This window comes from Paraburkholderia caffeinitolerans (assembly GCF_902859945.1).
GTDB lineage: Bacteria > Pseudomonadota > Gammaproteobacteria > Burkholderiales > Burkholderiaceae > Paraburkholderia > Paraburkholderia caffeinitolerans.
Window position 1 is genome coordinate 93,234 of the sequence record NZ_CADIKL010000021.1, and the last position, 25,935, is coordinate 119,168.

Genomic DNA, 25,935 nt, shown 5'->3' on the forward strand with positions numbered 1-25,935 from the left:
TTAAAACGAAGATAATTGCCGGGCGCGGACCGGTATTCGCTGCTTTTACGGCTTATTGCCCGCGTGCGCTACCATGAGCCCCCTCGATCCCCCCGCAGCATTTGTGCCATCCATGAAGACGTTTCTGCTGTTCGTTGCCACCGCGCTTGCCGAAATCGTCGGCTGCTATCTGCCGTATCGCTGGCTGCGCGAGGGCGCGAGCGCCTGGCTGCTCGTGCCGGCCGCCGTATCGCTTGCGCTGTTTGCGTGGCTGCTCACGCTGCATCCGAGCGCGGCGGGACGCACCTACGCCGCCTACGGCGGCGTGTACGTGTGCGTGGCGATGTTGTGGCTGTGGGGCGTGCAAGCCATCCGGCCGAGCGCGTGGGATTGCGCCGGGATGGCGCTTGCGCTGGCCGGCATGGCGCTCATTGCGTTTCAGCCGCGCTGAATCGGTATTCAGCTCGCAATCCGTTCACACCGGGCCCGGAGTCGCTTCAGGTGAGCGAGTTGACGCCCGGGAATTTCGCGCGGAATGCCGCTGGCATCGGCACGACTTTCTTCGCCTCGTAGTCAAAGAAAACAAACCCCGACTTGGCCATTGCGATCAGTGCGCCGTCCGAGGGCCGCGTGATGCGGAAAATGATATCGCCGCCGTAGCGGTTGAAATCCATGATGCCGACCTCGAAGCACAACTGGTCGCGCGCATAGGCTTCGGCGCGATACATGGTGGCGAGGTCGGTGACGATGATGCTGATGTGGGCGTCCTTCATGTCCTCGATGCCGGCATCGAAGAGAAAGCGCGCACGCGCCTCGGAAATCATCGAGATCATCGAGTCGTTCGCGAGGTGGTTGGCCGAATTGATGTCGGTGACGCGCACCGTGAGGTGGGTGGAGTAGTAAAACTGGTCTTCGGGGAAATGGAGCTCGATGCGGGCCATGGCGCAATGCGTTGAATAGGGGAGTGGAGAGCACGGCGCCTGGCCGTCGGCCATGCGCAGCTTGTGCGCCGGCAAGCGCACTCCGCTATTTTATCGGTTCGCCAGGACGCGCATGCGCGCCAGCCTAGACGCGCGGCAGATCGTCCATCGATTTCTCGACGCTGCCGTCCGGGACTTCCATATCGATTCCGTCGATGCCGTTGGGGTGAGGAACCGCCTTGATCTTCGGCCCGAGGAACTTCATGCCGCCCAGCGTGAACACGGAATACACCACGGCGCCCGAGCGGAGGCCGTTCGCGACGTCGGCTACCTCGGAGATTTTGGGCGGCGAGAGCCAGTCATGGGAATGAGGGTCGATTGGCGCCCAGCGCACGTGCGTCACGCGGTCCGTTGAAGCGCTAATGCGCACGCCATCGACAGCATACGTAGCCATGGTTGTCTCCTTCGCCAGCGGGATTCTTTATGCTAGTCCGTTCGGCAGTGGCTGGAAAGCGGCGCGAGAGCGAGGGCGTAAAACGCGAGCCAGACTCAGGCGACGCGCGCCGCGTGAGTCTGTCTCGCGTGCAGGCAAACCCCGGATTTACTGCAGATTGCCGGCCACGGCGACGGTCTGCCCCGTGATGTAGTTCGACTCGGGCGAGCAGAACAGATACACGCCACCCGCGGCTTCCTCGGGCGTGCCGCCACGGCCCAGCGGGTTGCGCTGCGCGTGCGTTTTCAGCATTTCGGGGTTCAGGCCCACGCGGATGTCGCGCCCCTCGATCTTCACCGTCGCACCCGCCTTCGCGTCGGCGGAGGTCATGCGCGTATGGATCAGGCCGAACGCCACCGCGTTGACGTTGACATTGAAGCGGCCCCATTCGCGCGCGAGCGCGCGCGTCATGCCGATCACGCCGGCCTTCGCGGACGAGTAGTTCATCTGGCCCGCGTTACCGTTGAGCGCCGAAGTCGACGAGATATTGACGATCTTGCGATAGACTTCGCGGCCTTGCGCGACGTCCGCGGCGTGCAGCGCTTTGATGTGCGGATAGGCGGCGCGCAGGATGCGGAACGGCGCGGTCATATGGCAGTCGAGGATCGCATACCACTGCTCGTCGGTCATCTTCTGGATCACGTCGTCCCACGTGTAGCCCGCGTTGTTGACGAGGATGTCGATGCTCTTGAAGTTGCTCATCGCGGTGCCGATGAAACGCTCGGCGAAGTCGGGCGCGGACACGTTGCCCACGCAGGCCACCGCTTCGGCGCCCATCTTCTTGAGTGCTTCGACCGTTTCGTGCGCGGGATCGGCGTCGAGATCGTTCACGACGATGCGCGCGCCTTCGCTCGCGAGTTTTTCCACGATTGCGCGGCCGATGCCACGACCCGAACCGGTGACGAGCGCCACCTTGCCGTCGAGTTTGCCCATGTCTGTTCTCCTGATGATGCTGACGTAATGCGATTATTGAAGGGCGATCACGGCGTCGCCGACGACGCGCGGTTCGCCATACTGGTTGGCGGTCTGGATTTCGACGCGCAGGCGTTTCTCACCGGCGGCTTCGAACTTCTCGACCACCCGTCCCGTGCAGGCAATGCGGTGACCCAGGTGAGTAATACCGACGAAGCGCACGCCGAACTGGCGCAACTGGCGCTGATCGACCCACTGTGTGAGCAGGCGGCCGAGCCAGGCCATCGAGAGCATGCCGTGCGCGAACACGTCGGGCATACCGGCGCGGCGTGCGTAGTCGATGTCGATATGCACGGCGTTGTGGTCGCCCGATGCGCCCGCGAACAGCGCCAGCATTTTGCGGTCGACCGGCGGCAGTTCGAGCGGCGGCAGCGCGTCGCCTACCTGGATTGCGTCATAGTTGAGGTTGCTCATGCGTTGGCTTCCTTTAACCGTTGCGTTGCACGATCACGCTGCGCAGATCGGCCACGTGCTCGCCGCTCTGGTTCGTCACGCGCGTCTCGCGCGCCACGAACTCCAGCAGGCCGCCTTTCTTGTCATAGATGTCCGCAATGCGCGACTCGAACAGCAGCACGTCACCGGCGTAGGCAAGCCGGTGATATGTGAAGTTCTGCTCGCCGTGCAGAATGCGCGGCAGCTCGATGCCGATCTCGTCGCGCCATGACGCGTCTGGCTGCTCGAATTCGAGCGAGAACAGGAACGTGGGCGGCAGCGGCAGGCCGGGGTGGCCGGCGTCGCGCGCGGCCGATTCGTCGAAGTAGACCGGATTCGTTTCGCCAATCGCCTTGGCGAAGAAGCGCAGGCGGCCCGCTTCGGCCACCGCGCGAAACGCCGGCAACTGCTTGCCGATGAACTGCTTGTCGATCATGTCGGTTGCTCCATGGTTTCTCAGTGAGCGGCCCGTTCAGGCCGACTTGTAAACCGTCACCACGCAGGCGCCGCCGAGACCGACGTTGTGCGCGAGCGCGACCTTCGCGCCTTCCACCTGGCGATCCTGCGCCGCGCCGCGTAGTTGCTGCGTGAGCTCGTAGCACTGCGCGAGACCAGTCGCGCCGAGCGGGTGGCCCTTCGAAAGCAGGCCGCCCGAGGGGTTCACGACCCACTTGCCGCCGTAGGTGTTGTCGCCGTCGTTGACGAGCTTTTCGGCTTCGCCTTCGGCGCACAGCCCCAGCGCTTCATAGGTGAGCAGTTCGTTCTGCGCGAAGCAGTCATGCAGTTCGATCACGTCGATGTCCTGAGGGCCTACGCCGGCTTGCTCATACGCGCTCTTCGCGGCAGCCTGGGCCATATCGAAGCCCACCACCCGGATCATGTCCTTCGCGTCATAGGTGCTCGGCAGGTCGGTGGTGAGCGCCTGGCCGGCGATCACAACGTCGGTGCGCAGGCCACGTTTTTTCGCGAATTCTTCGGAGACGATCAGCGCCGCCGCCGCGCCGCAGGTGGGCGGGCAGGCCATCAGGCGCGTGAGGACGCCTTCCCACAGCATCGGCGCGGCCATCACGTCTTCGGTCGTGACGACGTTGCGGAACACGGCGAGCGGGTTGCGCGCGGCATGACGGCTCGCCTTCGCGCGGATGCTGGCGAAGGTCTCGAGCTTCGTGCCGTACTTCTTCATGTGAGCCATGCCGGCCCCGGCGAACTGCCGAATCGCGTTGCTGAGGCCTTCGGGGCGGCCGACGAGTTCGTCGGTCATGTCGAGCGCGCGTTCGAGCGCGCTGGCGCGGTCCGACCACACCGACTTCAGCGCGCCCGGTCCCATGTACTCGAAGCCCACGGCGAGGGCGCACTCCACCGCGCCGCTCGCGACGGCCTGGCGTGCGAGGAACAGCGCCGACGAACCGGTCGCGCAGTTGTTGTTCACGTTGATGACGGGGATGCCGGTCATGCCCACGTGATAGAGCGCCTTCTGGCCGCTGGTCGAATCGCCGTAGACGTAGCCCGCGTAGGCCTGCTGGACGTCGTCGTAGTTCAGTCCCGCGTCGGCCAGCGCCTGGCGGATCGCCGTGGCGCCCATCACGTCATAGGTATCGCTCGTGCCCGGTTTCTTGAACGGAATCATGCCGACGCCGGCGACGAATGCATTGCGTGTCATTTCAGTACTCCTGAATCAATGGATGTTTTTTTAAAGCTTGCGGGAGATGAGATCGCGCATCACTTCACTCGTGCCGCCGTAAATGCGCGTGACGCGCGAGTCGGCAAAGGCGCGGGCCACCGGATATTCGAGCATGTAGCCATAGCCGCCGTGGAGCTGAACCATCTCGTCGAGCGCGCGGCCGAGCGACTCGGTGGCGAAGAGCTTGACCACGGCCGCTTCTTCGAGCGTGAGGCGGCGGCTCACGTGCTCGGACAGATAGTGATCCACCATCAGGCGCACGGCGATCGTCTGGGCCTTGATGTCGGCAAGTTTGAACTTGGTGTTCTGAAAGTCCCACACGGTCTGGTTGAATGCCTTGCGGTCCTTCACGTAGTTCAGCGTGTGCTCGAGGCAAGCCTCCAGCTTGGCTGCCGCGCCCACCGCGATCGACAGGCGTTCTTGCGGCAATTCGGCCATCAGGTAAGCGAAACCCTTGCCTTCCTCGCCCAGGCGGTTGGCAACCGGCACGCGCACGTCGTCGAAGAAGAGTTCGGCGGTGTCGCCGGCGTGCTGGCCCACTTTGTCGAGCTTGCGGCCACGGCGGAAGCCCGCGCGATCGGCTTCGACCACGACGAGGCTCACGCCTTTCGAGCCGGCGGCCGGATCGGTCTTGCAGATCACGATGATGAGGTCGGCGTTCAGGCCGTTGCTGATGAAGGTCTTGCTGCCGTTGATGACGTACTCGTCGCCGTCGCGGATCGCAGTGGTGCGCACAGCCTTCAGGTCGCTGCCCGTGCCGGGCTCGGTCATCGCGATCGCGAGGATGTACTCGCCCGAGCAGACCTTCGGCAGCCAGCGCTGCTTCTGCTCTTCCGAACCGATGCGGGCGATGTAGGGGGCGATGATGTCCGAGTGAACCGAGAAGCCGAGGCCGCTCACGCCCGAGCGATTGACCTCTTCGTTGAACACGGCTGCGTGACCGAAATCCCCGCCGCCGCCGCCGTATTCGGTGGGCAGCGTGAGGCACAGCAGACCTTCGCGGCCCGCCTTCAGCCAGGTTTCGCGGTCCACCTTGCCGGCTTTGTCCCATTCGGCCTGTTTCGGCAGGCACTCCTTTTCCAGGAAGCGGCGCGCGGTGGTGCGCAGCATTTCGTGGTCGTCGCGGAAGAAGGTGCGATTGATTTGCATTTTGGTTGTCCTAATCTTTAGCGTTGGATTCGAAGCGCTGATTCAACGTGCTCGCGCGATGTGTTCCGCGGGTTCGGGGACGTAGAGCTCGTCGATCAGATGGGCGCGGCGCGCGCGCGTGACAGCCTGGTTGACGTAGCCTTTCTCGGCAATCTCGTTGGCGTCCATCGAGGGTGGCTCGGCCATCAGCATGAGGCGCTCGACGGCAAGGCTCGCGCCTTGCGCGCCCTGGCGGCGCAACCGCTCGCCCAATTCCGCGACAACGCGCGGATGTTGCACGAGCGCCTCGGCGTCCAGCCCCTCGAGCTCCGGCGCGAGACGCCTGCAGGCCGCCACGTTGGGCCACGCGAGGGCCGCCAGGTAGTCGTGGTCGTGACCGCAAATCACGGCGTCGGTGAGCAGCGGGGCGCAACGATCGAGCAACGCGAGCCGTACGGCGCCCGTGCGGACCCACGTGCCGTTGGTGAGCTTGAAATCTTCCACCACGCGGCCCGCGAACAGCAGGCCCTTCGAAGGATCCTCGGGGTCGGCAAGCCGCACGGCATCGCCAATCCGGAAGAAGCCTTCTTCGTCGAATGCGGCTGCAGTTAGTTCGGGCTGCTTGATATAGCCGCCAAAAACGTTGGCGCCGCGCATGCGGATCTCGTAGCGGCCGTCGCCGCCTTCAAGGGGCAATAGCTTCACCTCCGAGCCTGGCGCTGGCGTGCCGATGTTGCCGACCGTCTCGGCGGGCCAGCCGCAGTACGTCCCCATGCCGGACGTTTCCGTGCAGGCGAGGCCGGTGGTAAAGGTAATGCGCTCCCCGGTGGTTTTCTGGGCTACGCGCTGGATGCGCTGCCAGACATCGGTGGGCAGGCTCGCGCCGCCGTAGCCGAAGAAGTGGACTTTCGAGAACAGATTGGCCGCGAGCGCGTCGTCACGTTCGAGCTCGTTCGCGAGCACAGTCCACGCGGACGGCACAGTCGTGAAGATGGTGGGCGCCACCTCGCGCAGATTGCGCACGGTCCTCTCAACGAGGCCGGGCAGCGGGCGTCCGTCGTCGATGAAATGGGTCGCGCCGAACTGGATCGAGCGGCCGAAATTGAGCACGCCGCCAAGGCCGTGGTGCCACGGCAGCCAGTCGAGAAACACGGGTTCGAGTTCGCGCAGGAAGGCGAGGTTGTCGGCAAAGTAAGCGGCGACAGCCTTGAAGTTGCCATAGGTGAGGTTCACACCCTTCGGCATGCCGGTGGAGCCGGATGTGAAGAGCACACGCGCCGTTGCGTCGCGCGAGATGGCCGCATGCGCGGCGGCGACGGCGGCCGCGCGCGCGGGCGTCAGTTCGGTTGCGGCGAGCGTGGCCCAATCGGTCTGTCCCGCACGCACGTTGCGCACGGCGATCACTGCGGCGCCGGTGTGCTCGAGGGCGGCGAGCGCGCGTTCGAGGGTGGTGCCGTCCTGCACGAAGAGCGCGGCCGGCGGCACCATGTCGATCACGCCGTTCAGGCGCGCAAAGTCCTTGCTGAGCGTCGAGTAGGCCGGCGAAACCGGCGCTGTCGGGATGCCAACGTACTCGGCCGCGAGCAGCACCACGGCCTGCTCGATCGAGTTGCCCGACAGCAGCGTCAGCGGGCGCGCCTGGCCGAGGCCCATTTCGAGCAGCGCGGCGCCGACGGCGCGCACCTGCTGCCACAAGTCGCGCCAACTGAGGCGGCGCCACTCGCCGGTGCTGTCGCGCTCAGCGAAGGCTGTCGTGTCGCCGCGCACGGCGGCCCAGTCTTCGATGAAGTCGGCAAAGCTGGTCTGGGTAATGGCGGGCGGCGGGTTGGCCGAACGGAGGATCAGACTGCCGTCGCTGCGACGTTCGACGAGGATTTGCCGCGAGGGTAGCCGGACCGGGCGGAATGCAGCCGCCGGGGCAGAACTGGGCGTGAGCGTAGTCATTACGCCGTGTCTCCTGTGACGTTTTTTTGGCTGTCCCGGGTTTGTGCCGCCAAGGCGATGCGCAAACCCCTGATACAGAGAATATCGGCCCCGGCACCGGGTCGAACCACCCGCGACGGGTAGCGAGGAGGGGACAGGGGGAGACTACTGGTCGAGATCGAGACCGAGATCGCGCACACGCGCGACGGCTTCGTCGCGGCTCGAAACGCCGAGCTTGCCGTAGATGTTCTTGAGGTGCCACTTGACCGTTTCCGGCGAGATGCCGAGGGTTCGGGCGATCTTCTTGTTCGGCAAGGTCTGCGCGAGCAGGCCGATGACCTTGGCCTCGCGCTCGCTGAGCGCCTCAGCAACGCCCGGCAGCGCGCCGCGTGCGCTGCGCACCGGGGCGGGCGGGGCGGCGAGCACGCTCGCGGCCGCCTCGGCGCGGCGCAGCCGGTCGACATAGAACGCCAGCACCGCATCGTCGGGTTCCGCGCGCACGACCTGCTCCGCGAACGAGACCACGTCGGGTGCGACGTCGAGAATGCTGCGCACCAGCCCGAGCCGGTGGCCAAGCCGCAGGCTGGCGAGCGCGCTCTGGTGCGCCGCTTCGGTGCGTCCGCGCTTCAGGTCGACAAGTGCCGACTGCAGGCGCAGGCGGGCGACATGATGTTGCCGGCCCCGCTCGCCGCACAGCGCGATGAGCGCCGGCAGGCGCATGGCGGCGCTTTCGAAGTCTTCGTGTGCGATGTTCCAGTTGACGTGCGCCTGCTCCGCGAGCGCGAGCACGTCGCGGTGGGTGAGCGGGCGCGTGGGTGCGAGGCGGGCCGCGATCATGTCGAGCCGCGCGAGATCGGCTTCGGCGGCGTCGAACCGGCCGCTTTGCAGGTGATACTGGACCTGGGCCGCGAGGCTGTGAGCCTGGAGCCGCGGCAAGCCTTGCCGCGTGGCGTATTCATCGAGCCGCTCGAGGTAGGCGAATGCGTCGAGGTGATGGCCTTCCGCCCAGTGCGCCGCCGCAAGCACGCTCAAGACGCGCACGACCGAATCGGGGATGGACACGCGCTCGAGCACATCGACGCGGTCTTCGACGAGACGTCGCGCGCCGGCGATGTCGTTGAACTCGTAGAGCGCCTCGCCGAGCAGCGCGGCCGCGAAGCAGGCCGGCTCCGCCGCACCGCTGCCGCGCTGCTCGGCTTCGGCCAGCACGTCGCGGCTGATGCGCTCGACCTGGGTGAATTGCCCTTCGAGCGCATGGCTGAAGCCGGTCATGCAGCGACTGTTGAGCACGCCGGCCGAGGTGCCGAGCAGCGGTGCGCCGTCGACCAGCACGCGCATCGGTTCGAGCTGCACGGCGCGCGCCTCGTCGTATTCGCCCGAGTGCATGTAGAACCACGACAGCAGGATGGCGCGCGCGCCAACCGAGAAGCCGTCGGCATCCGGGGGCGCATTCAGGATCAGGGGCAGTTGCTCCATCGCCCGGTCGGGATCGTCGCGCTGCACCTCGACCGTGGCGCGCAACAGCGCCAGCCGGTAGCGCGTGCGGGCGTCCCCGGCGGGGATGTCGGCTTCGAGCCGCGCGATGCTGGCCGCGCAGGCTTCGAAATCGCGGGCATACAACTGCAGTTGCAGGCGCCACATGCGCAAGCCGATGCGCGCTTCGACCTCCGCATGCGGCAGCAGGTGCATGAGCGAGACCAGCTTGCGCAGATCGCCGGCCACCTGCAGGCCGCGCGCCACTTCCAGAACCAGGTTCGCAGCGGCCGTTGATTCGCCGGCCTGCAGCGCGTGCCGCACGGCCTCGTCGGGCAGATCGTGGTCGCGGAACCAGCACCATGCCGCATGGTGCACCGCGCGCTGCACCGCCTCGCTACGGGCCCGGAAGCGGTTGAGCAGGGTCTCGCGAAAAAGCGGGTTGAGGCGATACCAGGTTTCGTTGCCCACGCGTTCGATCTGCGCGATGAACAAATTGTCGGTCTCGAGGCGTTCGAGCAGCGCGAGTACTTCGCGGGGCGACTGCTCCGCGCCGACCAGCGCCACGCACAGCGACGAGCACAGCCGCGCACACACCGAGGTGCGCACCAGTAGCTCCACCTCGTTCGCCGTGAGGCGGGACAGCACTTCGCGCTCGAAGTAGTCGCCGAGTGCGTGTGCGTCGAGCAAATGGGTATGGGTGAGCGACTCCGTTACGTTGCGCGCGCCGGAGGGCGCGCGGTGCCGCTTCAGATGCATGGCGAACAGCTGCAGACCCGCCACCCAGCCATCGGCGAGTTCGTGCATTTCGCGGGCGTCGCGTTCGCTGACTTCGCCCAGTTGCGCGCGCAGGTACTGCGCGGATTCCTCGAACGTGAAGCGCAAGTCCCGCATGTTGAGTTCGAGCACGAGATCCTGGTCGCGCAGGCGGCCGACCGAAACCGGAAAGGTGCCCCGCGAGACCAGCACGAGGTGCAGGTTGGGCGGCGCGTAGTCGAGCAGCCATTGCAGCGCCTTGTGGCTGCGCGGATTGGCGATGTGCTGCAGATCGTCGACGACGAGGGCGAGGTCGCCGGAGCGCTCCGCGATGCCGCGCACCAGCGCGATCACGGTGCGCTCGACCGCTTCGTCGTCCACGCCGCGCCCGCCGAGAAGGGCGGCCTCGCGGCAGATGGCCGGGTCGATCTGCGCGAGGCTGGCGACGAGGTAGTCGATGAAGCTCGCGAGATCGTCGTCTTCGGGCGCGAGCGTGAGCCACGCGAGTTCGAAGCCGAGCGGCAGGAGCGACTCGCGCCAGGCGACCAGCGTGCTGGTCTTGCCGCAGCCGGCCGGGCCTTGCAGCATGATGCAGCGCTTGCGCCGCGCCTCGATCAGCTGGGCGACAAGACGCTCGCGCGCGACAACGCGGGTTCGGTGACGCGGGGCCATGACACGGGATGCGGTGCTGGTGGGGAGGGTGGGGGCCTTGTCGGAGCGGCCCTCATCGGACGGAACTGAGGATTGCGGCATGTTCGCGTGCGCCTTTCTGTCGAGGCGCGGCTACGGCTGCACGCGCCCAATGACGAAATGGATATCCGGTCATTGTAGCGCGCGAGAACGCACACGAAACGCTCTGCCAGCGGTGCGGCTGCGGTCGTGGCGCGGCTAAGCCGGGCGTGCCCCGGCCTCGGCGAACTCGTCGGCGCCGGTGGAGTCCGGCGCGGCTTGCTGGCCCCGGTTGCGGCGCACGAGTTGCACGACTTCGCCGTCCGCGCGCCAGGCGTGGCAGGTGTCGATCATGGGCAGCGGCGGCGCGTGTTCGCCCACCAGCATGTTCGCGGGCGAGCCGTCGCGCAGCCCCATGATGGTCTGGAATGCCGTGGTGGCCATCGGGCCGAGCAGTTCGGTCAGGTGCGTGCAGCCCGCGCCGCCGCCAACCCGCGCCTTGACCTCCTTCATGAAGCCATTGCCGATGCGCACGCCGACCAGCTTTCCGTAGGCGGCGTTGATATGGGTGCAATACGGCGTGGGCGCGGCATGGGTGAGCGCGCGGGCATCGTGAATCACGAGGTCGCCGTCGACGGTGATCCTGAGCCACATGTCGTGAATCGGCTCGCCGGGCGGCACTTCCTTGAACAGCATGGTCGCAGGGTGCCCCTTGGTGTCCCGCATGGTGGCCTCGATGTCGTAGAGGCCGTCCTCGCGCGCGTATCCGGTGCAGACGATCTGGCGCGTATGCGCCAGCCGTCGCGCGGCGGTGGGGGTGGGGTTCTCTGGCATCGCTGCTGGCTCCTGGCGAGCGCCCTGACGGGCGCGATATCACGATGATGGCCGCAGGCCCTGGGTGTTGTCCCTACCCGTGCCGGGTAGTCGCGCTCAGGCCCCGCGCAGGCGCAGTGTCGCATCGCTTGGGGTATTCCCACACCCACTCCGTTCGGGTAGTTGCCCTGCACAGATGCCCTGCAACACTGCGCCGCGTGACGAGTTCCACCATCACCGCATCCGGGCGATGCGGCAAACACAAAGAGGAGACGTGCATGCGAATTGTCGGCAAGAGTATCTGTGGGGCCACCCTGGCGCTGCTCGCGGGGACAGCGGCGGCGCAGTCCAGCGTTACGCTGTATGGCGTAGCCGATGTATTCCTTCAGTACATGGACAACGGCGGCCAGCACGCGTATTCGGAGCGCAGCGGCGGCAACACGGGTTCGATGTTCGGCCTCAAGGGCAGCGAGGAACTCGGCAACGGCCTGAAGGCGATCTTCGACGTCGAGACCGGCTTCAACGTCAATAACGGCACCTTGTTCGCCAACACCAGCTCGATCTTCTATCGGCAGGCCTGGGTCGGTCTGACGAATGACCGGTACGGCACCCTCACGTTCGGCCGCGTCTATCAGCCGACCTTCTGGATCGTCTATCCGACCGATCCGTTCCGCGGCAACGAAATTCTCTCGCCGCTCTCGGCGGGCGTGCTGGCTGTCGACCGTAATACGCTCGCCACGCAGTACGTCACGGGCCGCACCAGCAACGCGATTCTCTACAAATCGCCGAATATTTCGGGGTTCCAGGCTTATGCGATGTACGGCTTCGCGGCCACGGTGACTCAGCCGGTGCCGCAAACCTCGGGCAACACGCTCGACCTCGCCGCGTCGTACTCGGGCTATGGACTGTACGCGGGTATCGCGTATCAGTATCAGCACCCGGGCACCGAGACGCTTCCGGGTCTGCCGGCCGCGCTCAACCTGCTGGGCACCGAGCATTACACGGGCGCGATCGGCTATCGCTTCGGCATCGTCAATCTGACGTTCAACTACGCCTATAACAAGCCGCACGACGCGTCGTCACGCTCGCTCGCGGCGCTGCTCGGCGCGGACCACTCGAACAGCCTCATGGAATTGGGCGCGACGATTCAGGCGACTGCGGCCGATGCCATCGAAATCGCGGGCGTTGAACGCAACGTGCGCGGCGCGCATGACAACACGGTGGGCGTGGAAGTGGGCGTCGATCACAACCTGTCAAAGCGCACCGCGCTCTACATGCGCGCTGGCTACATGAAGAACAACGGTTCCGCGACGATGACCTGGCCGGGCGTCACGGCGAACGGCGCTAATGCGACTCAGGTGCTGGTCGCGCTGGGCATGACGCATCGCTTCTGATTCGACAGCAATCCGGGATACAGCGCGGGCAGGATTGCCGCGCGCCCCCGTCCACAACGCACTTAAACTTAAACAAGAGGGATCAGGATGAAGAACATTCGAGCTGGTCAGGCGCTTGCTCTGGCGACGCTTCTCGCTTGCGCACTGCAAGCGCATGCGCAGGATGGTGCGTCTACGTCATCGGTACCCGCGGTGGTACCCGCAATGGCGCCGGCAGCGGCAAGCATGCCCGCCGCCACACCGGCGAATTCGAAGGCCGAGAAGGCGGCCGACCGGGCATTGCGCCGCCGCGTGCTGAACGCGCTCGGGAAGGCGAAGGGCTTGCGCGCGGCCGGCATCACCGTGCGCGCGCACGACGGCGCCGTGGCGCTGCAGGGCTGGGTGCCCGAGCAGTCGCAGATCGAACAGGCCACGCATGTGGCCGAAGGCGTGGCGGGCGTAACGTCGGTGACCAATACGTTGACGCTGTCGACGTTCTGATTTCGACAGCCTTCCCGGGGACTGCACCGCAGCTCCCCGGGCGCAACCCGCTTCAGGTTCCCGCCTCCGGCGCGCGCTCCATCTCCTGTTCCTGCAACTCCCGCCATGCGATCTTGCCGGTTGCCGAACGAGGCAGCTTCGCCACGATCTGCACGATGCGCGGCGCCTTGTACGTCGCCATGTTCGCGCGGCACCACGCTAGCAGCGCAGTCTCGGTGACGTTCTGCGCATCTGCCTTCAGCACGATGACGGCCTTGACCGTTTCTCCGCGATGCGCATCGCGCGCCCCGATCACGCAAGCCTCCAGAATCGCCGGATGCGTGTACAGGGTCGCTTCGACTTCCGCCGGCCAGACCTTGTATCCCGAGGCGTTCACCATGCGCTTGAGCCGGTCGCGCATGCGGAAGTAGCCGTTCGCCTCGATGCTGGCGAGGTCTCCGGTGCGCAAGAACCGCTTGCCGTCCATGACGAAGAAACTTTCCTCATTGGCCTCGGGCTTGTTCCAGTACTCGAGCATGATCTGCGCGCCGTGCACCACGATCTCACCCATCTCGCCCTCGGCTACGAGCGTGCGCGTGACGGGATCGACCACGCGGGCGTCCACGCCATAGGTCGGCACGCCCAGATGCCCGGGCTGCGAGGCGTGCAGCGGATTCGAGATCAGGAACGACGCCGTTTCGGTCATCCCGTAGCCCTCCACGAACTGCAGGCCGTAGCGCTCGAGCATGAGCTTCGCGATGTGTTCCGGTACGGCCGCGCCGCCGCCGACCACCACGCTCAGGCTGCGCAAATCGAAGTCCTCCAGGCCCGGCTGAGAGAAGAACTCCACCAGCATCGGTGGCGGCGCGGCCCAGAACGTCACGCGGTGGCGAGCGATCAGATCGGCCGCGGCACGCGCGTCCCAACGCGGCAGCAGCACGATCGTGCCGCCCATGTAGATGGGGCAATTGAGGCCGTTCTGCAGGCCGAGCAGATGGAACATCGGCGCAACCGCGAGGAAGGCCGACTCGGCATGCGAGCGACGCCACAACTGCGATCCGGCGACCGAAACCATGATGGTGCGATGCGTGTGCATGCAGGCTTTGGGCTTGCCCGTCGTGCCGGATGTGTAGGGCAGCATGCAGAGATCGTCGGGTGCGCCGACGTGCGGCGCCGGCGTATGCGCGTGATCCAGCGTTTGCGACCACCGCACGACGCCGGGCGGCAGCGCGCCGTTGCCCGAGCGCTGCTTGACCCAGTCGGGAATGGTGAAGCCGGCATCGTCGTCGGGCAGGACGTCGCCGTAGGCGTGCACGATCACATTGCGCAGCGAGGTCGTGCCCACCAGCGGCAGGATGTTGCCGAGCAGCTCGCTTGCCACAAACACGGCGACCGTGCCGCTATCCGTGACGATATGGCGGAGCTCGTCTTCGAGCAGCATCGCGTTCACTGGAACCACCACGGCATTGACTCTTAGTATGGCGAAATAAGCGGCAATGCATTGCGGGCTGTTCTGGCTGAGCAGCGCAACGCGATCGCCGCGCGCGACGCCGCAAACGTGCTGCAAATAGCCGGCCATGCGCTCGACCTGCTCCAGCAAGGCGCGATAGGTGACGGCGCATCCATAAAAGTGGATGGCGACCTTGTCGGGAAAGCGGCGGGCGGAGAGTTCGAGATTTTCGTAGAGCGTCGTCTCCGGCGGATGAAAGCGATCCGGCACGCCGGGCTGCAAGAAGCGGCGGTCGGCCATGAGCGGACCGCAAGGGTGTTGCACGACGTCGCCTGGCACGTTGCCCCGAGGTACATTGCCTTGAGCCATGTCTGTCTCCTGATGATTCGATTGAATGAACGTCGCGCTCAGAACGCCGTGTCGCCGTCGAGCAGCCGGCGCGCGATCGTGCGCCGCTGGATTTCCGAGGTGCCGTCTGGAATGCGCATCGTGCGGGCCCAGCGAAATCCGGCTTCGAGCCGCAATTCATTGGTCAGCCCCATGCCGCCGTGGATCTGAATGGCGCGATCCATCACGCGGCCAACCATCTCCGTTGCGCTCGCCTTCACGATCGACACTTCCTTGGTCGCGGGGCGGCCTTCGTCGACGAGCCAGGCGCAATGGCGGATCATCGATTTCGCTGCATAGATGTCCATCGCGCATTCGGCCAGCATGAATTGCACGGCCTGGTGGTCGGCGATCGGCTGGCCGAAGGTCTTGCGCACCATGCCCGGCAGATACTCGGCCTTCTGCTCGGGCGAAAGCGCCTTGAGCGCGCCGATCAGCCCCTTGCACCGTGCGATCAGGCTGCCCACGCTCATCCAGGCGCGCGAGAGCTGTTCGGCCACCAGGCAGTACTCGTAGGCGCCCAGCCCGAGCCCGCCATACGCCTCGGGAATGAGGATGGCGAAATAACCGAGTTCGGCCATTTCGTCGATCAGCTCGCGCGGGATCTTGCCTTTCTCAGGATCGAGCCGTTTCGCGAGCGGCATGACGTGCTCCATCGCGAACTGGCGCGCCGTTTCCTGAATCATGCGGCGGTCATCGGACAGTATGTGCACCGGACGCTCCTTGGCGGTCATCGAGATTGGGCGATATGTTCGTACATAGTAGCTGCCTGACACCCACTCGGCGCAAGCGTTTTCTGTCCGCCCACCCGAGATGGGTGGGTCTGTAATTCGCGCGGATTGAGTGCCTCCTGGCGGTTGACAGTATTCTCAGTGGGCGCAAATATGTACGTACATTTTGGCGACGTCGGCGAGTGCGCCGGCATATCGGAATCAGGGAAGAGATGAAGCAGGTGATCGAGTACGTCGATCAGGCAGCCCACCGGGCCGGCCTGAAAAAGCGCGTGCCGGTGCATGTGCTGATCGAAACACACGGTGCGCTGCGCGACGTGTTCCGGATCGCCGAACTGCCGCATATCGAAGTGCTGGACTTTGGCCTGATGGACTTCGTAAGCGGCCATCACGGTGCGATTCCCGCAGCGGCGATGCGCAGCCCCGGGCAGTTCGAGCACGCGCTGCTCAGGCGCGCCAAGGCGGATGTGGTGGCGGCCGCGCTCGCGAACGGCATCGTGCCGTCGCACAACGTCTGCCTGAACCTCAAGGACGCCGTGGTCATCGGCACCGATGCGGCGCGCGCGCACAACGAGTACGGTTTTCTACGCATGTGGAACATCTATCCCGCGCAGATCCTGCCTATCGTCGAAGCCATGCGGCTTGGGCGGGACCCGCGCAAGCGTACAATCGCCCCCACCCGGCCACCACTCAGCCCCTGCCTTTCTATCCTCGACACCGTTACCTCATGCGTAGTCCGAGCCAAACCGAACCGTCCGCCGCCTCAGCAGCAGGCGCATCAACACGCTATGCGGAACTGGCGAGCATGCTCGTCAAGGAAATCGCGAGCGGCCGACGCGTGGTGGGCAGCCTGCTGCCCACCGAGCACGAACTGGCCGGTCTGCACGGCGTGAGCCGTCATACGGTGCGTGCCTCGCTCAAGCTGCTTCAGGATCTGGGCTACATCTCGCGCAGGAAGTCGGTCGGGACCATGGTGACGAGCGCCAATCCACGTGCCGCGTATAGCCAGTCGTTTTCGACCATCGACGATCTCGTGCGGGTTGCGGCAACCGAAGTACGCTCGATCCGGGACAGGCGTGACGTCACGCTTGACCGTGCAACCGCCCGGCGGCTCGATGCCCCGTTCGGGAGCGACTGGCTGCTGCTCGCGGGCACGCGCGTCGATGCAAGGAAGGGCGGGGAGCCGCTCGCCTGGGCCGACATCTACATCGACGCCACGCTGTCGCGTCTCGCCGACGAGATCGTCGGCCATCCCGAGGTTCTGGTCAGCTTTCTGATCGAACGGGAAACCGGTAGGGCCATCGCCGAGATTCACCAGGTTGTGACCGCAACGCTGATTGAAGCGCCGCTCGCCGAAGTGCTAGGCGTGCCGGCCGGGTCGGCTGGCATGCGGCTGCTGCGCCACTACAAGGACGCCGCCGGGAAGATCCTCGAAATCACCGACACGATCTATCCGGCCAGCCGCATCGCCATCGCACATCAACTCAAACGCGACTCAACGCCGCTCGCGCCCTGAGTGTGCTTGGGTGCACCCAGGGCGCGGCGGCTTTACATCGTCGTCACCGACTTGCACTCCAGGAACTCCGCCAGCCCTTCGGCGCCGTACTCGCGCCCGTTGCCCGAGGTCTTGTAGCCGCCGAACGGCACCGTGATGTCGAGCATCGCGCCGTTAATGCGCACCGAGCCCACGCGCAGCCGCGCCGCCACCTTGCGCGCGCGCTCGGGATCGCCCGAGGCGATATACCCCGCCAGACCGTAGATGCTGTCGTTGGCGATGCGGATGGCTTCCTCCTCGTCGTCATAGGGAATCATGACGAGCACGGGGCCGAAGATTTCCTCGCGCGCAATCGTCATGTCGTTGCGCACGTCGGCAAAAATCGTCGGCCGCGCGTAGAAGCCGCGCGTGAGCCCATCGGGCCGGCCAGGTCCGCCCGCCACCACGCGCGCGCCTTCCTCGATGCCAACGGCGATCATGTGCTGAACCTTTTCGTATTGCCCACGATTGGAGATGGGTCCCATGCGCGTGGCCGGATCTGCAGGGTCGCCCACCGTCACCGCGTTCGCGGCCGCAGCCGCGATGGCGAGCGCCTCCTCGTAGCGCGAGCGCTGAACCAGCATGCGGGTGGGGGCGACGCAGGTCTGCCCGGAGTTCGCCATGCATTGCGCGACGCCGCTCGCGACCGCGGCTTTCAGGTCTGCGTCGTCGAGTATCAGCAAGGCCGACTTGCCGCCCAGTTCCTGGGTCACGCGCTTCACGGTGGGCGCCGCGCTGATCGCCACTTCGACGCCGGCCCGTGTTGAACCCGTGATGGACACCATGTCCACGTCGGGATGCGAAGACAGGCGCGCGCCCACGACGCGGCCCTCGCCGAACACGAGGTTGAACACGCCCGCCGGTGTGCCGGCCTCGTGCATGATCTCGGCGAAGATCATCGCGTCGAGCGGCGTGATCTCCGAGGGCTTGAGCACGACAGTGCACCCAGCCGCCAGTGCGGGCGCGACCTTCGCCACGATCTGGTTCATTGGCCAGTTCCACGGCGTGACGAGCGCCGCGACGCCGATCGCTTCACGGCGCACGTAGCTCTTGGCGTGGGTGGTTTCGAACTCGAAATGGCGCAGCGTCTCGATGGACGCCTGCAGTTGCATGAGGCCGATCGGCGCCTGCAAGGCGTTGCACAGGAATACCGGCGCACCCATTTCCTTGCGCACGGCCTCGGCGATCTCGGGCATGCGGCGCTGATAAATTTCGGCGATGCGCTCGAGCAGGGCAATTCGCTCTTCACGGCTCGATTCGGACCACGAAGCAAAGGCCTGGCGCGCGGCAGCAATAGCGCGATCGGCGTCCTGCCCGGTGCCCATCGCGAGCTTGCCGGTGCGCTCTTCGCTGGCCGGGTCGACGATGTCGAAGAAGGTGGCGCCGGGCGAGGGCTCGACCCACTCGCCGCCGATATAGAAACGGTTCAAGGTTGTCATGGTGTGCTGGTTGTCGAAAGATTGGCTCGATGTCGATACGGTGCTCAGAACGGCCGGTCGCCGATCACGGTCGCGCGCATCATCTGGCGCACGGCGGGGAAGTAGTCCTGGATCGCGTAGTGCTGGCACGACCGGTTGTCCCAGAAGGCGATCGTGTTCGGCTGCCACTTCAGGCGCACCTGATACTCGGGCGACTGCGCCTGGCGGAACAGGTATTGCAGCAGCTCCATCTCGGCAAGCTTGAAATCGAAGCCCACGCGGTAGCGCTCGACCGTCTTGTGGCCGTAGTTGGCGAGATGGGTCGTGAAAGCCTCGTTGACGTACAGAATCTTTTCGCCGGTTTCCGGGTGCGTGCGCACGACCGGATGCGTTGCCGGCGGAAAGCGCTTTTTCATCGTCTCGTGCTGGTCCTCGGGCACCACGATGCCGAACAGCGGCAGGAAATCGTGCACCGCCTTCAGGTCGGCGATCAGCGTCTTGACTTCCTCGGGCAGGTTTTCATACGCCGCGACCATGTTGATCCACATGGTGTCGCCGCCGACTTCGGGGCATTGCACGCAGCGCAGCATCGAGCCCATCGACGGAATCTCGCGCCACGAGACGTCCGTGTGGTAGAGATTTTCGCGCCCGCGCTTGGCGTCGCCGCGGCCCAGGATCACGAGCTCGGGGTGGTCGGGGTGGTGCGGGAACGTCGGGTGCACCTCGAGTTCGCCAAAGCGGCGCGCCACCGCGACGTGCTGGGCCGGCGTGATGTCCTGATCGCGGAAAAACAGCACCTTGTACTTGAGGAGCGCACGGCGCAGGGCGAGGTAGGTCGCGTCGTCGAGCGGCTCGCGCAAGTCGATGTCGCTGATCTCGGCGCCGATGGTCGGGGTTTGACGGGTGACGGTGAACGGCCAGCTTTCGCTGGACGCCCCGGTGGCCGCTGCGCTAACGGTTGCTTGCATATCGAGTCTCCAGATTGAATGTTTGTGTTCGGCCGCTTGATGACTTGATGATCGGTCGGGCATCACGCGGCGAGCGGCGCCGATTCGCGGTTGAGCGTGCGCATCGAGCGCTCCGGATGCAGCCAGCGTAGCGCGACGAGCGCGGCCACGATCAGCAGAACCGCGGTCACGAGGATGCCAAGTTCATAGGCATGACTGCCCGCGTTTGTGTGCGACTGGATGATGCGGCCCGCCACGGCTGGCCCCACGGCGGCGCCGAGACTCGATACGGCCGTATTGATGGCGATGACCGAGCCGCGCTGGGCCAGCGGCACCATCTCGGCAAGCATGGCGGGTGCGAGCGTGAGGCACAGCATGGGCAGCGCGCCGGCCATGGCATAGCAGAGGACCTTCTGAAGCGGTGTCAGCTCGACGGTCGCGAGCGCGATGAACAGCAAGGCGCCGGCGATCATCGTGACGCACGACAGCCGGGCGCGGGCTTCGCGCGTGGTTGCGCCGTGCTTCATCATCGACTGCGACAGCATGCTCAGCCCCACGACGACGGGCGCCGCAAAAGCGATGACAAGCGCGAACCAGCGGCCCGCAACGATGCTGCTGAAACCGAGCCCTTTCTCCAGATAGGTGGGCAGCCAGGTGATGGTCTGGCCCAGCAGCCAGTAGGCAACGAAGCCGAGCAGGAATACGCAGAGCACGGAGGCGTCCGTGAGGATCCTGAGGTACGGCAGGCGCTCGGGCGTCTGCGCAGCCGGATCAGTCTCGACCCGGGCGCGCGAACTGCCCGTCTGCGCGCCGAGCGCGCCCTCGCGGCCGAAGCACAGCCATAGCACGCACCAGACGCAGCCGGTTGCGGCGAGCACGAAGAAGTTGACGCGCCAACCCCAGCGCAAGGTGATGAGCGGAATGCCCACGCCGGCCAGGATCATGCCGAGAACCGCGCCCTGATTGACGATGGCGACCGGGACACTGCGCTTCTGGTCCGGAAACCACTTGAACAAGGCGTGAACCGAAGTCGGAAACGAAGGGCCTTCGGCGGCGCCGAGCAAAACGCGGCAGATGAGCAGGGCGGCCGCGCTGTCTGTGAATGCCTGTGGCAACTGGAGAATCGACCAGCTCGCGCCCATGGCAAGCAGGATCCAGCGCGTCGCAATGCGATTCGAGAGGAAGCCGACGATGACCGTGGAGGTCGAGAAGAGCCAGAAAAAACTACCGGCGACGAGGCCGAACTGTGCCGGCGAAAGATGCATCTCGGCCATGAGCGGCACGGCCACCATGCCGAGGACGATCTTGTCCAGGAAGTTGATCATGGCAAGCCCGGTGAGCAGGGCAGCGATGATCCAGGCAGGTTTGGGCTGATAAGCGGAGGAAGCGGGGAAAGCGGGGGAAGCGGACATGAGCGCGGTCTCGTGGTTCGGCATGCGAGGCAAGGGCGGCCTGGGCGCTCAGGTGCGCGCCAGTGGCTGCGATCGCCGCGTGAAGGTGCACAGAAACAGCGAAGTCGAAAGAGGGCGCGAAGGCGCGCGCTCGCGGGGCCGGGCAATCATGGCTGCCATGGTGTCTCCTTGTTTTTTGGACAACGCGTGCCGAACGGCTTGTCGTCACGATTGCGTATGCCGGTTTGCAGGTTAGGGGGGGAGCCGTCCGGAGCACCCCCCCGTGCTGGGTAGGACGCCTTCCTGAATGGGGGCGGCACCGGCGCGGCGGACCGGGAGGATGCCCTCCGGGGCGGGCGCGCACTGGCCGGGATGGACGGGCGCCGTCGTTGCGTCCGCCGGGCCTATGGCCGGGCTAAGTCAGCGTGCTCAGACTGCCTGCCAATCCCTTTCACCCTGGCAGGAGAACACCATGAACCCATTGCCCATGCCGCGATCGACGGGCTGGCTCAACAAAGTCCCGGAAGTCACGCTGGCGTTCTGGATCATCAAGATCATGTCCACCACGGTGGGCGAGACAGGGGCGGACTTCCTCGCGGTCAATGCGGGTTGGGGCCAGGGCGTCACGCGCTCGGTCATGGCGGCCCTGTTGGCGGCCGCCTTGTTCGCGCAGTTGCGCACCCGCCGCTACACCCCGTGGATTTACTGGTTGACCGTCGTGCTCGTCAGCGTGGTCGGCACGCAGATCACCGATCTGCTGACCGACGGCCTCGGGGTCAGCCTGTACGTCAGCACCTCCGTGTTCGCCATCGCGCTCGCCGCGATCTTTCTCGTCTGGTATCGGGTCGAGCGCACGCTCTCTATCCACGACATCGTCACGCGCCGTCGCGAGTTGTTTTACTGGGCCGCCATCCTGTGCACCTTCGCTCTGGGGACGGCGGCCGGCGATCTGGCGACCGAGGCGTTGGGCCTTGGCTTCAGCTTCGGCGCGCTCGCATTCGGTGCGCTGATCGGCGTGACCTATGCGGTGTGGCGCATGGGCGGCAACGCCGTGCTGACGTTCTGGATCGCCTACATCCTGACACGCCCGTTCGGCGCCGCGCTCGGTGATCTGCTCACGCAGGCCAAGAGCTACGGCGGCCTCGGCATGGGCGCCATGTGGACCAGCGCCTTGTTCCTCTCGGTGATCGTCATGCTCGTGGCCATCGCTCAGGTCGGGATGAACAACAGTCGATCGGCCCAGGTCGCCGAATAAGCCTCTTGCCACTATTCAAGGAGAAGTCATGCCCACAAAATACACATTCGCACGTCCCATGATCGCCGTATCGGCCACCTTGCTCCTCGCGCTGGCGAGCGGCTGCTCCAGGTCCGCCGATTCCGCTAGCAATATGGCCAGCGGCGCGGCGTCCGCCCCATCCGCTCAAGCCGCCTCGAAGCTCGGCGATTTGGCGGCGTTCCGGGCCATCGCCACTGACGTTGCCGCGCTCGTGGACAAAGGCGATTTGCCCGCAGCCAAGGCCCGCATCAAGGATTTGGAGCTGACCTGGGACTCGTCCGAGGCGGGCTTGAAACCTCGTGCCGCCGATGACTGGCATGTGCTCGACAAGTCCATCGACAAAGCGCTGGCCGCACTGCGCGCCGACGCGCCGAATCAGGCCGATTGCAAGGCCGCGATGGCCAATCTGCTCAAAACCTTCGACGCGCTCGAAGGCCGGCATTGAATGACGAATTGAACGACGATAGGGAAAGGAGGGCGGATGCGGGTATTGCTGGTCGAAGACGACCCCATGATCGGCGAAGCGATCGAGGGCGCATTGAAGGATGCGTCCTATGCCGCCGACTGGGTGAAGGACGGACAAACCGCGCTCACGACGCTGGGGTATCAGCACTATGATCTGGTTCTGCTCGACCTGGGCCTGCCCGGCAAGGATGGGCTGGACGTGCTGACCCGTATCCGCGCCGGGGACAACCCGGTTCCCGTGGTCATCATCACCGCGCGCGATGGCCTCGACGACCGTCTGCGCGGTCTCGACGGCGGCGCGGACGATTACGTGCTCAAGCCCTTCGAAATGGCGGAACTGCTGGCCCGCATGCGGGCCGTGCTGCGGCGCAAGGGCGGCCATGCCGCGCCTATTCTCAGCAACGGCGTGGTGTCGCTCGATCCGGCCACCAAAGAGGCCGGCGCCCATGGCGGCCCGACGGTGCGGCTGTCCAACCGCGAGTTCTCATTGCTGCAGGCGCTGCTGGTTCGACCGGGAGCCATTCTGTCTCGCAGCGAACTGGAGGACCGGATTTACGGCTGGGGAGAAGAAGTCGAAAGCAATGCCGTCGAATTTCTGATCCATGCACTACGGCGCAAGCTGGGCAGTGACGTCATCAAGAATGTGAGGGGAGTGGGATGGATGGTTTCAAAAAACGCTTGAACGAGTCGGTTCAACTGAAGCTGTCCGTCACGCTGTCGGTAGCCATTCTTGTCGTGGCGATGGTGGCCGCTGTTTTCTCGTTCCTGTCAGCCTTCGACGAGGCGCACGAACTCCAAGACGATGTCTTGCGCCAGGTGGCACAGCTGATGGACCAACAGCGCCTGTCACCGCGCCATCCGGCCACGCATCCTCCCATCAAAGAAGGCGACGACGAATCGCGCGTGATCGTGCAACGTCTCGGCGACGGAAATGCATCCACGGCGGGCGTGGACGAGGGCGGGGCGCTTGCCTTGCCGGCCACGCTGGCTGATGGACTGCAAACGCTCGACGTCAGCGGCGAAACTTTCCGGGTGCTGATCAAAACGACGGCCGCTGGGGAGCGCATCGCCGTGGCTCAGGAGTCAGGTTTCCGCAATGAAATTGCCCGCGACGGCGCGCTTCGCGCCGTGACGCCTTTTCTGATCCTCGTGCCGGTTCTGCTGCTGATCGTGGCCGATCTCGTGCGCACGATGTTCCGGCCCATCGCGGCACTCTCGAAGGAAATCGATCAGCGTGCCGAGGAGGCACTGCATCCTGTTGAGGACTGCCATCTACCCATCGAGGTGCGGCCGTTTGCGGTGGCGATCAATCGCCTGTTGGCTCGCGTGGCGCAAACCATGGACAACCAGCGCCGCTTCGTCGCGGATGCGGCGCACGAACTGCGCTCGCCGTTGACGGCTTTGTCGCTGCAAGCCGAGCGGCTGGCCGATGCGGAAATGTCCGGCCCCGCTCGCGAACGATTGACTGTGCTTCGGCAAGGGATCGAGCGCGGCAGGAACCTGCTGGATCAACTCCTGACGCTGGCGAGAGCGCAGGCCGTGGCCGAAGCGCCGACGTCGCCGGTGTCCGTGCAGGGCATCTACCGCCGCGTTCTGGAAGACCTCATGCCGCTGGCCGAATCGAGGCATATCGACATCGGAGTCGAAGGCGAGCAGGACGCCCTGGTATGGGTCAGCGAGCTTGACATGATCGCCGTGGTCAAGAACCTCGTTGACAACGCTATCCGCTACACACCGGAAGGTGGCCGGGTCGATCTCTCAGTGAGTACGCAGCACGAGCGTGCCGTACTGCGCGTTCGCGACACTGGGCCCGGTATTCCGGTGGCCGAGCGGGAGCGGATTTTTGCCCCGTTTTACCGCGCGCTGGGCAGCGCACAGCCCGGTTCGGGCTTGGGGCTTTCTATCGTGCGAGCCATTGCTAATCGCATTGGCGCGGAAATCGTCGTCGGCTTTTTAGACGACGAGAAACAGATCGGTCTGGATGTTACCGTCGTTGTTCCAATGGTCGCGCGAGGCTGGGTGTCCCGGAAGTCGATTTGAAGCCGGTTGAAAGTGGGGGCTTCCTGGTGACATCGAGAGACGAACCACCAGGAAGTCGTCGCGTTGCTACTTTACCTGGGCAATCAACTGGACTTCCCAACTATTCGGACCCGCAGTGATCGGGATCTGCGTTGACGGCAAGGCGTGGGGAGTTTTCCCGAGACGGGTAATCAGATTCGGACTGTAAGTGAATCTTTTCGCACCATCCTTGCCCTCGACTTCCTTGAGCCGGTTTAACTCCATTTTGTCGGCGACTCGAGGCCAGAGGCGCAGGGGTTTCTGGCCTGCAAGACAATGTGCGGCATAACCGCGGTTATTGGCAGTGATCCAGCGTTTGTCTTCGTCACTCCAAAAGATTTGAATGGGGACTTCATCGGGACCAATCCCGTCGTCCACGTCCGGACCCATCATTGCGGCCACAACTTCAATCGGTCGTCCTACTAACTTTGCCTCGGGGAATCCAGTGATCGCCTGCTGGTTGACGGTTAGCGAACCCTGGAAATCCTTGGTGATACGCAATTGCCCGAAATAGATTGTCGGAATCTCAGCACCGAGCGGCTTTGGAATCCATGCAATTGGCTCGTTGGATTGTTTGTCCGCACCCAGTTTCAGCGCCCTCAGACGGGCGATGATGGAAGCATCCCAAACGATAATGTACCGTTCCGGAAGCTCGTTGGCCTTGATTTTCGGAAGGTAGACGTTGAGTACATCGTCATACAGGGCATCCACTTTCTCGTTGGGTTTGAATTTTTTTAGAACCTCGAGAAACTTGGAGATCTGGTCGACATTCATATCGATTCCCGTGTTTGCGCAATATTGTTATGCAAGCAGCATGCGCGCGTAACGCGCACGCGCCAGTCTTGTAGATACCTGTCCAACACGATTCAACTGGCCACGCCATACGTGAAAATACAACGCCTGCAGATCATGACACGGACAGAATGCTGCTGGTCGGTCACGGCTCAAAATGGATCGCCCGCGAGGAGTCAGTAGTTCGGCTGCGCGTATGGGTGAAATCCGCGCCAGCTTGCCAGTAGTCAAAAACACGACATCTGCAAATAGCCAGAACACGACATTTCAAAAAAGCCGTAACACCAAATGTCCCGGCCAGATTGAGATGTCCGACTTCCGGCTCAATAGAAATGTCCGGTTTTAGAGAGGTTTGCTTCTGTCTTTCTTGGGTTCGTCCTCCACTTCGTGTTGA

Annotated in this window: 25 protein-coding genes and 1 pseudogene; 9 read left to right on the forward strand and 17 right to left on the reverse strand. The window is 64.9% G+C overall.

The window, feature by feature from the left end:
* The first annotated feature begins 112 nt into the window (after positions 1–112).
* Positions 113–430, forward strand: a complete 318-nt coding sequence (locus HV773_RS20690) for a YnfA family protein (protein WP_129562027.1) — start codon at positions 113–115, stop codon at positions 428–430.
* A gap of 46 nt (positions 431–476) precedes the next feature.
* On the opposite strand, the gene HV773_RS20695 is transcribed toward HV773_RS20690, so the two are convergent.
* The 10 genes from HV773_RS20695 to HV773_RS20740 all read right to left on the reverse strand — a co-directional run bounded on the left by HV773_RS20695 (position 477) and on the right by HV773_RS20740 (position 11,260).
* Positions 477–920 (reverse strand): thioesterase family protein, encoded by a 444-nt coding sequence (locus HV773_RS20695; RefSeq protein WP_129562026.1) that lies wholly within the window; start codon positions 918–920, stop codon positions 477–479.
* Between the two features lie 124 nt (positions 921–1,044).
* A complete protein-coding gene (locus tag HV773_RS20700; RefSeq protein WP_129562025.1) occupies positions 1,045–1,353 on the reverse strand; it encodes a hypothetical protein in 309 nt (102 codons plus the stop codon).
* 147 nt (positions 1,354–1,500) lie between these two features.
* Positions 1,501–2,325 (reverse strand): SDR family NAD(P)-dependent oxidoreductase, encoded by an 825-nt coding sequence (locus HV773_RS20705; RefSeq protein WP_129562024.1) that lies wholly within the window; start codon positions 2,323–2,325, stop codon positions 1,501–1,503.
* A 33-nt stretch (positions 2,326–2,358) separates the two neighbouring features.
* Positions 2,359–2,778 carry a MaoC family dehydratase gene (locus tag HV773_RS20710; protein WP_129562023.1) on the reverse strand — a complete coding sequence of 140 codons (420 nt, stop codon included), beginning with the start codon at positions 2,776–2,778 and terminating at the stop codon, positions 2,359–2,361.
* A gap of 13 nt (positions 2,779–2,791) precedes the next feature.
* The gene (locus tag HV773_RS20715) at positions 2,792–3,232 is read right to left on the reverse strand and encodes a MaoC family dehydratase N-terminal domain-containing protein (protein WP_129562022.1); all 441 of its coding nucleotides are present in this window, start codon (positions 3,230–3,232) and stop codon (positions 2,792–2,794) included.
* A gap of 36 nt (positions 3,233–3,268) precedes the next feature.
* Entirely contained in the window at positions 3,269–4,456 is a 1,188-nt protein-coding gene (locus HV773_RS20720) for a lipid-transfer protein (RefSeq protein ID WP_129562021.1), read from the reverse strand.
* 30 nt (positions 4,457–4,486) lie between these two features.
* Positions 4,487–5,626 (reverse strand): acyl-CoA dehydrogenase family protein, encoded by a 1,140-nt coding sequence (locus tag HV773_RS20725; RefSeq protein WP_129562020.1) that lies wholly within the window; start codon positions 5,624–5,626, stop codon positions 4,487–4,489.
* Positions 5,627–5,668: 42 nt separating this feature from the next.
* Positions 5,669–7,549: a feruloyl-CoA synthase gene (locus HV773_RS20730; RefSeq protein WP_129562019.1), complete on the reverse strand. Its 1,881-nt coding sequence runs from the start codon at positions 7,547–7,549 to the stop codon at positions 5,669–5,671.
* Positions 7,550–7,693: 144 nt separating this feature from the next.
* On the reverse strand, positions 7,694–10,429 hold the full coding sequence (locus HV773_RS20735; RefSeq protein ID WP_246282347.1) for a winged helix-turn-helix domain-containing protein: 2,736 nt from the start codon (positions 10,427–10,429) through the stop codon (positions 7,694–7,696).
* A 216-nt stretch (positions 10,430–10,645) separates the two neighbouring features.
* Positions 10,646–11,260 carry a DUF2889 domain-containing protein gene (locus tag HV773_RS20740; protein ID WP_129562018.1) on the reverse strand — a complete coding sequence of 205 codons (615 nt, stop codon included), beginning with the start codon at positions 11,258–11,260 and terminating at the stop codon, positions 10,646–10,648.
* A 257-nt stretch (positions 11,261–11,517) separates the two neighbouring features.
* On the opposite strand from HV773_RS20740, the gene HV773_RS20745 reads away from it, so the two are divergent.
* Entirely contained in the window at positions 11,518–12,633 is a 1,116-nt protein-coding gene (locus HV773_RS20745) for a porin (protein WP_129562017.1), read from the forward strand.
* 87 nt (positions 12,634–12,720) lie between these two features.
* Positions 12,721–13,113 (forward strand): BON domain-containing protein, encoded by a 393-nt coding sequence (locus HV773_RS20750; RefSeq protein WP_129562016.1) that lies wholly within the window; start codon positions 12,721–12,723, stop codon positions 13,111–13,113.
* Between the two features lie 52 nt (positions 13,114–13,165).
* Here the strand turns inward: HV773_RS20750 and HV773_RS20755 are convergent, their stop codons facing one another.
* Complete coding sequence (locus HV773_RS20755) at positions 13,166–14,842, reverse strand: long-chain-fatty-acid--CoA ligase (RefSeq protein WP_129563330.1); 1,677 nt, start codon at positions 14,840–14,842, stop codon at positions 13,166–13,168.
* A gap of 107 nt (positions 14,843–14,949) precedes the next feature.
* Entirely contained in the window at positions 14,950–15,642 is a 693-nt protein-coding gene (locus tag HV773_RS20760) for an acyl-CoA dehydrogenase family protein (RefSeq protein ID WP_227875388.1), read from the reverse strand.
* A gap of 263 nt (positions 15,643–15,905) precedes the next feature.
* On the opposite strand from HV773_RS20760, the pseudogene HV773_RS20765 reads away from it, so the two are divergent.
* A pseudogene (locus HV773_RS20765) lies at positions 15,906–16,301 on the forward strand (CoA ester lyase); the annotation flags it as partial.
* A gap of 164 nt (positions 16,302–16,465) precedes the next feature.
* A complete protein-coding gene (locus HV773_RS20770) occupies positions 16,466–17,176 on the forward strand; it encodes a GntR family transcriptional regulator (RefSeq protein WP_237164593.1) in 711 nt (236 codons plus the stop codon).
* A gap of 32 nt (positions 17,177–17,208) precedes the next feature.
* Here HV773_RS20770 and HV773_RS20775 read toward each other — a convergent pair whose 3' ends face one another.
* From HV773_RS20775 to HV773_RS20785, 3 genes are all read right to left on the reverse strand, one after another.
* On the reverse strand, positions 17,209–18,633 hold the full coding sequence (locus HV773_RS20775; protein WP_129562013.1) for an aldehyde dehydrogenase family protein: 1,425 nt from the start codon (positions 18,631–18,633) through the stop codon (positions 17,209–17,211).
* 44 nt (positions 18,634–18,677) lie between these two features.
* Entirely contained in the window at positions 18,678–19,580 is a 903-nt protein-coding gene (locus HV773_RS20780) for a TauD/TfdA dioxygenase family protein (protein WP_129562012.1), read from the reverse strand.
* A 62-nt stretch (positions 19,581–19,642) separates the two neighbouring features.
* A complete protein-coding gene (locus tag HV773_RS20785) occupies positions 19,643–20,971 on the reverse strand; it encodes an MFS transporter (protein WP_129562011.1) in 1,329 nt (442 codons plus the stop codon).
* 451 nt (positions 20,972–21,422) lie between these two features.
* Here HV773_RS20785 and HV773_RS20790 point away from each other — a divergent pair, with 451 nt between their 5' ends.
* Genes HV773_RS20790 through HV773_RS20805 form a run of 4 tightly spaced genes read left to right on the forward strand, consistent with a single transcriptional unit; the run spans position 21,423 to position 24,731 of the window.
* The gene (locus HV773_RS20790; RefSeq protein ID WP_129562010.1) at positions 21,423–22,205 is read left to right on the forward strand and encodes a COG4705 family protein; all 783 of its coding nucleotides are present in this window, start codon (positions 21,423–21,425) and stop codon (positions 22,203–22,205) included.
* Between the two features lie 28 nt (positions 22,206–22,233).
* On the forward strand, positions 22,234–22,671 hold the full coding sequence (locus HV773_RS20795; protein ID WP_129562009.1) for a hypothetical protein: 438 nt from the start codon (positions 22,234–22,236) through the stop codon (positions 22,669–22,671).
* A 36-nt stretch (positions 22,672–22,707) separates the two neighbouring features.
* Entirely contained in the window at positions 22,708–23,373 is a 666-nt protein-coding gene (locus tag HV773_RS20800; RefSeq protein ID WP_129562008.1) for a response regulator transcription factor, read from the forward strand.
* Complete coding sequence (locus HV773_RS20805) at positions 23,349–24,731, forward strand: ATP-binding protein (protein WP_129562007.1); 1,383 nt, start codon at positions 23,349–23,351, stop codon at positions 24,729–24,731. Before HV773_RS20800 ends, HV773_RS20805 begins: the two co-directional genes overlap by 25 nt.
* 66 nt (positions 24,732–24,797) lie before the next feature.
* Here the strand turns inward: HV773_RS20805 and HV773_RS20810 are convergent, their stop codons facing one another.
* Together HV773_RS20810 and HV773_RS36665 are read right to left on the reverse strand one after the other, a co-directional pair.
* The gene (locus HV773_RS20810) at positions 24,798–25,523 is read right to left on the reverse strand and encodes a hypothetical protein (RefSeq protein WP_129562006.1); all 726 of its coding nucleotides are present in this window, start codon (positions 25,521–25,523) and stop codon (positions 24,798–24,800) included.
* A 163-nt stretch (positions 25,524–25,686) separates the two neighbouring features.
* A partial coding sequence (locus tag HV773_RS36665; protein WP_217481926.1) for a hypothetical protein occupies positions 25,687–25,935 on the reverse strand: 249 nt, incomplete at its 5' end.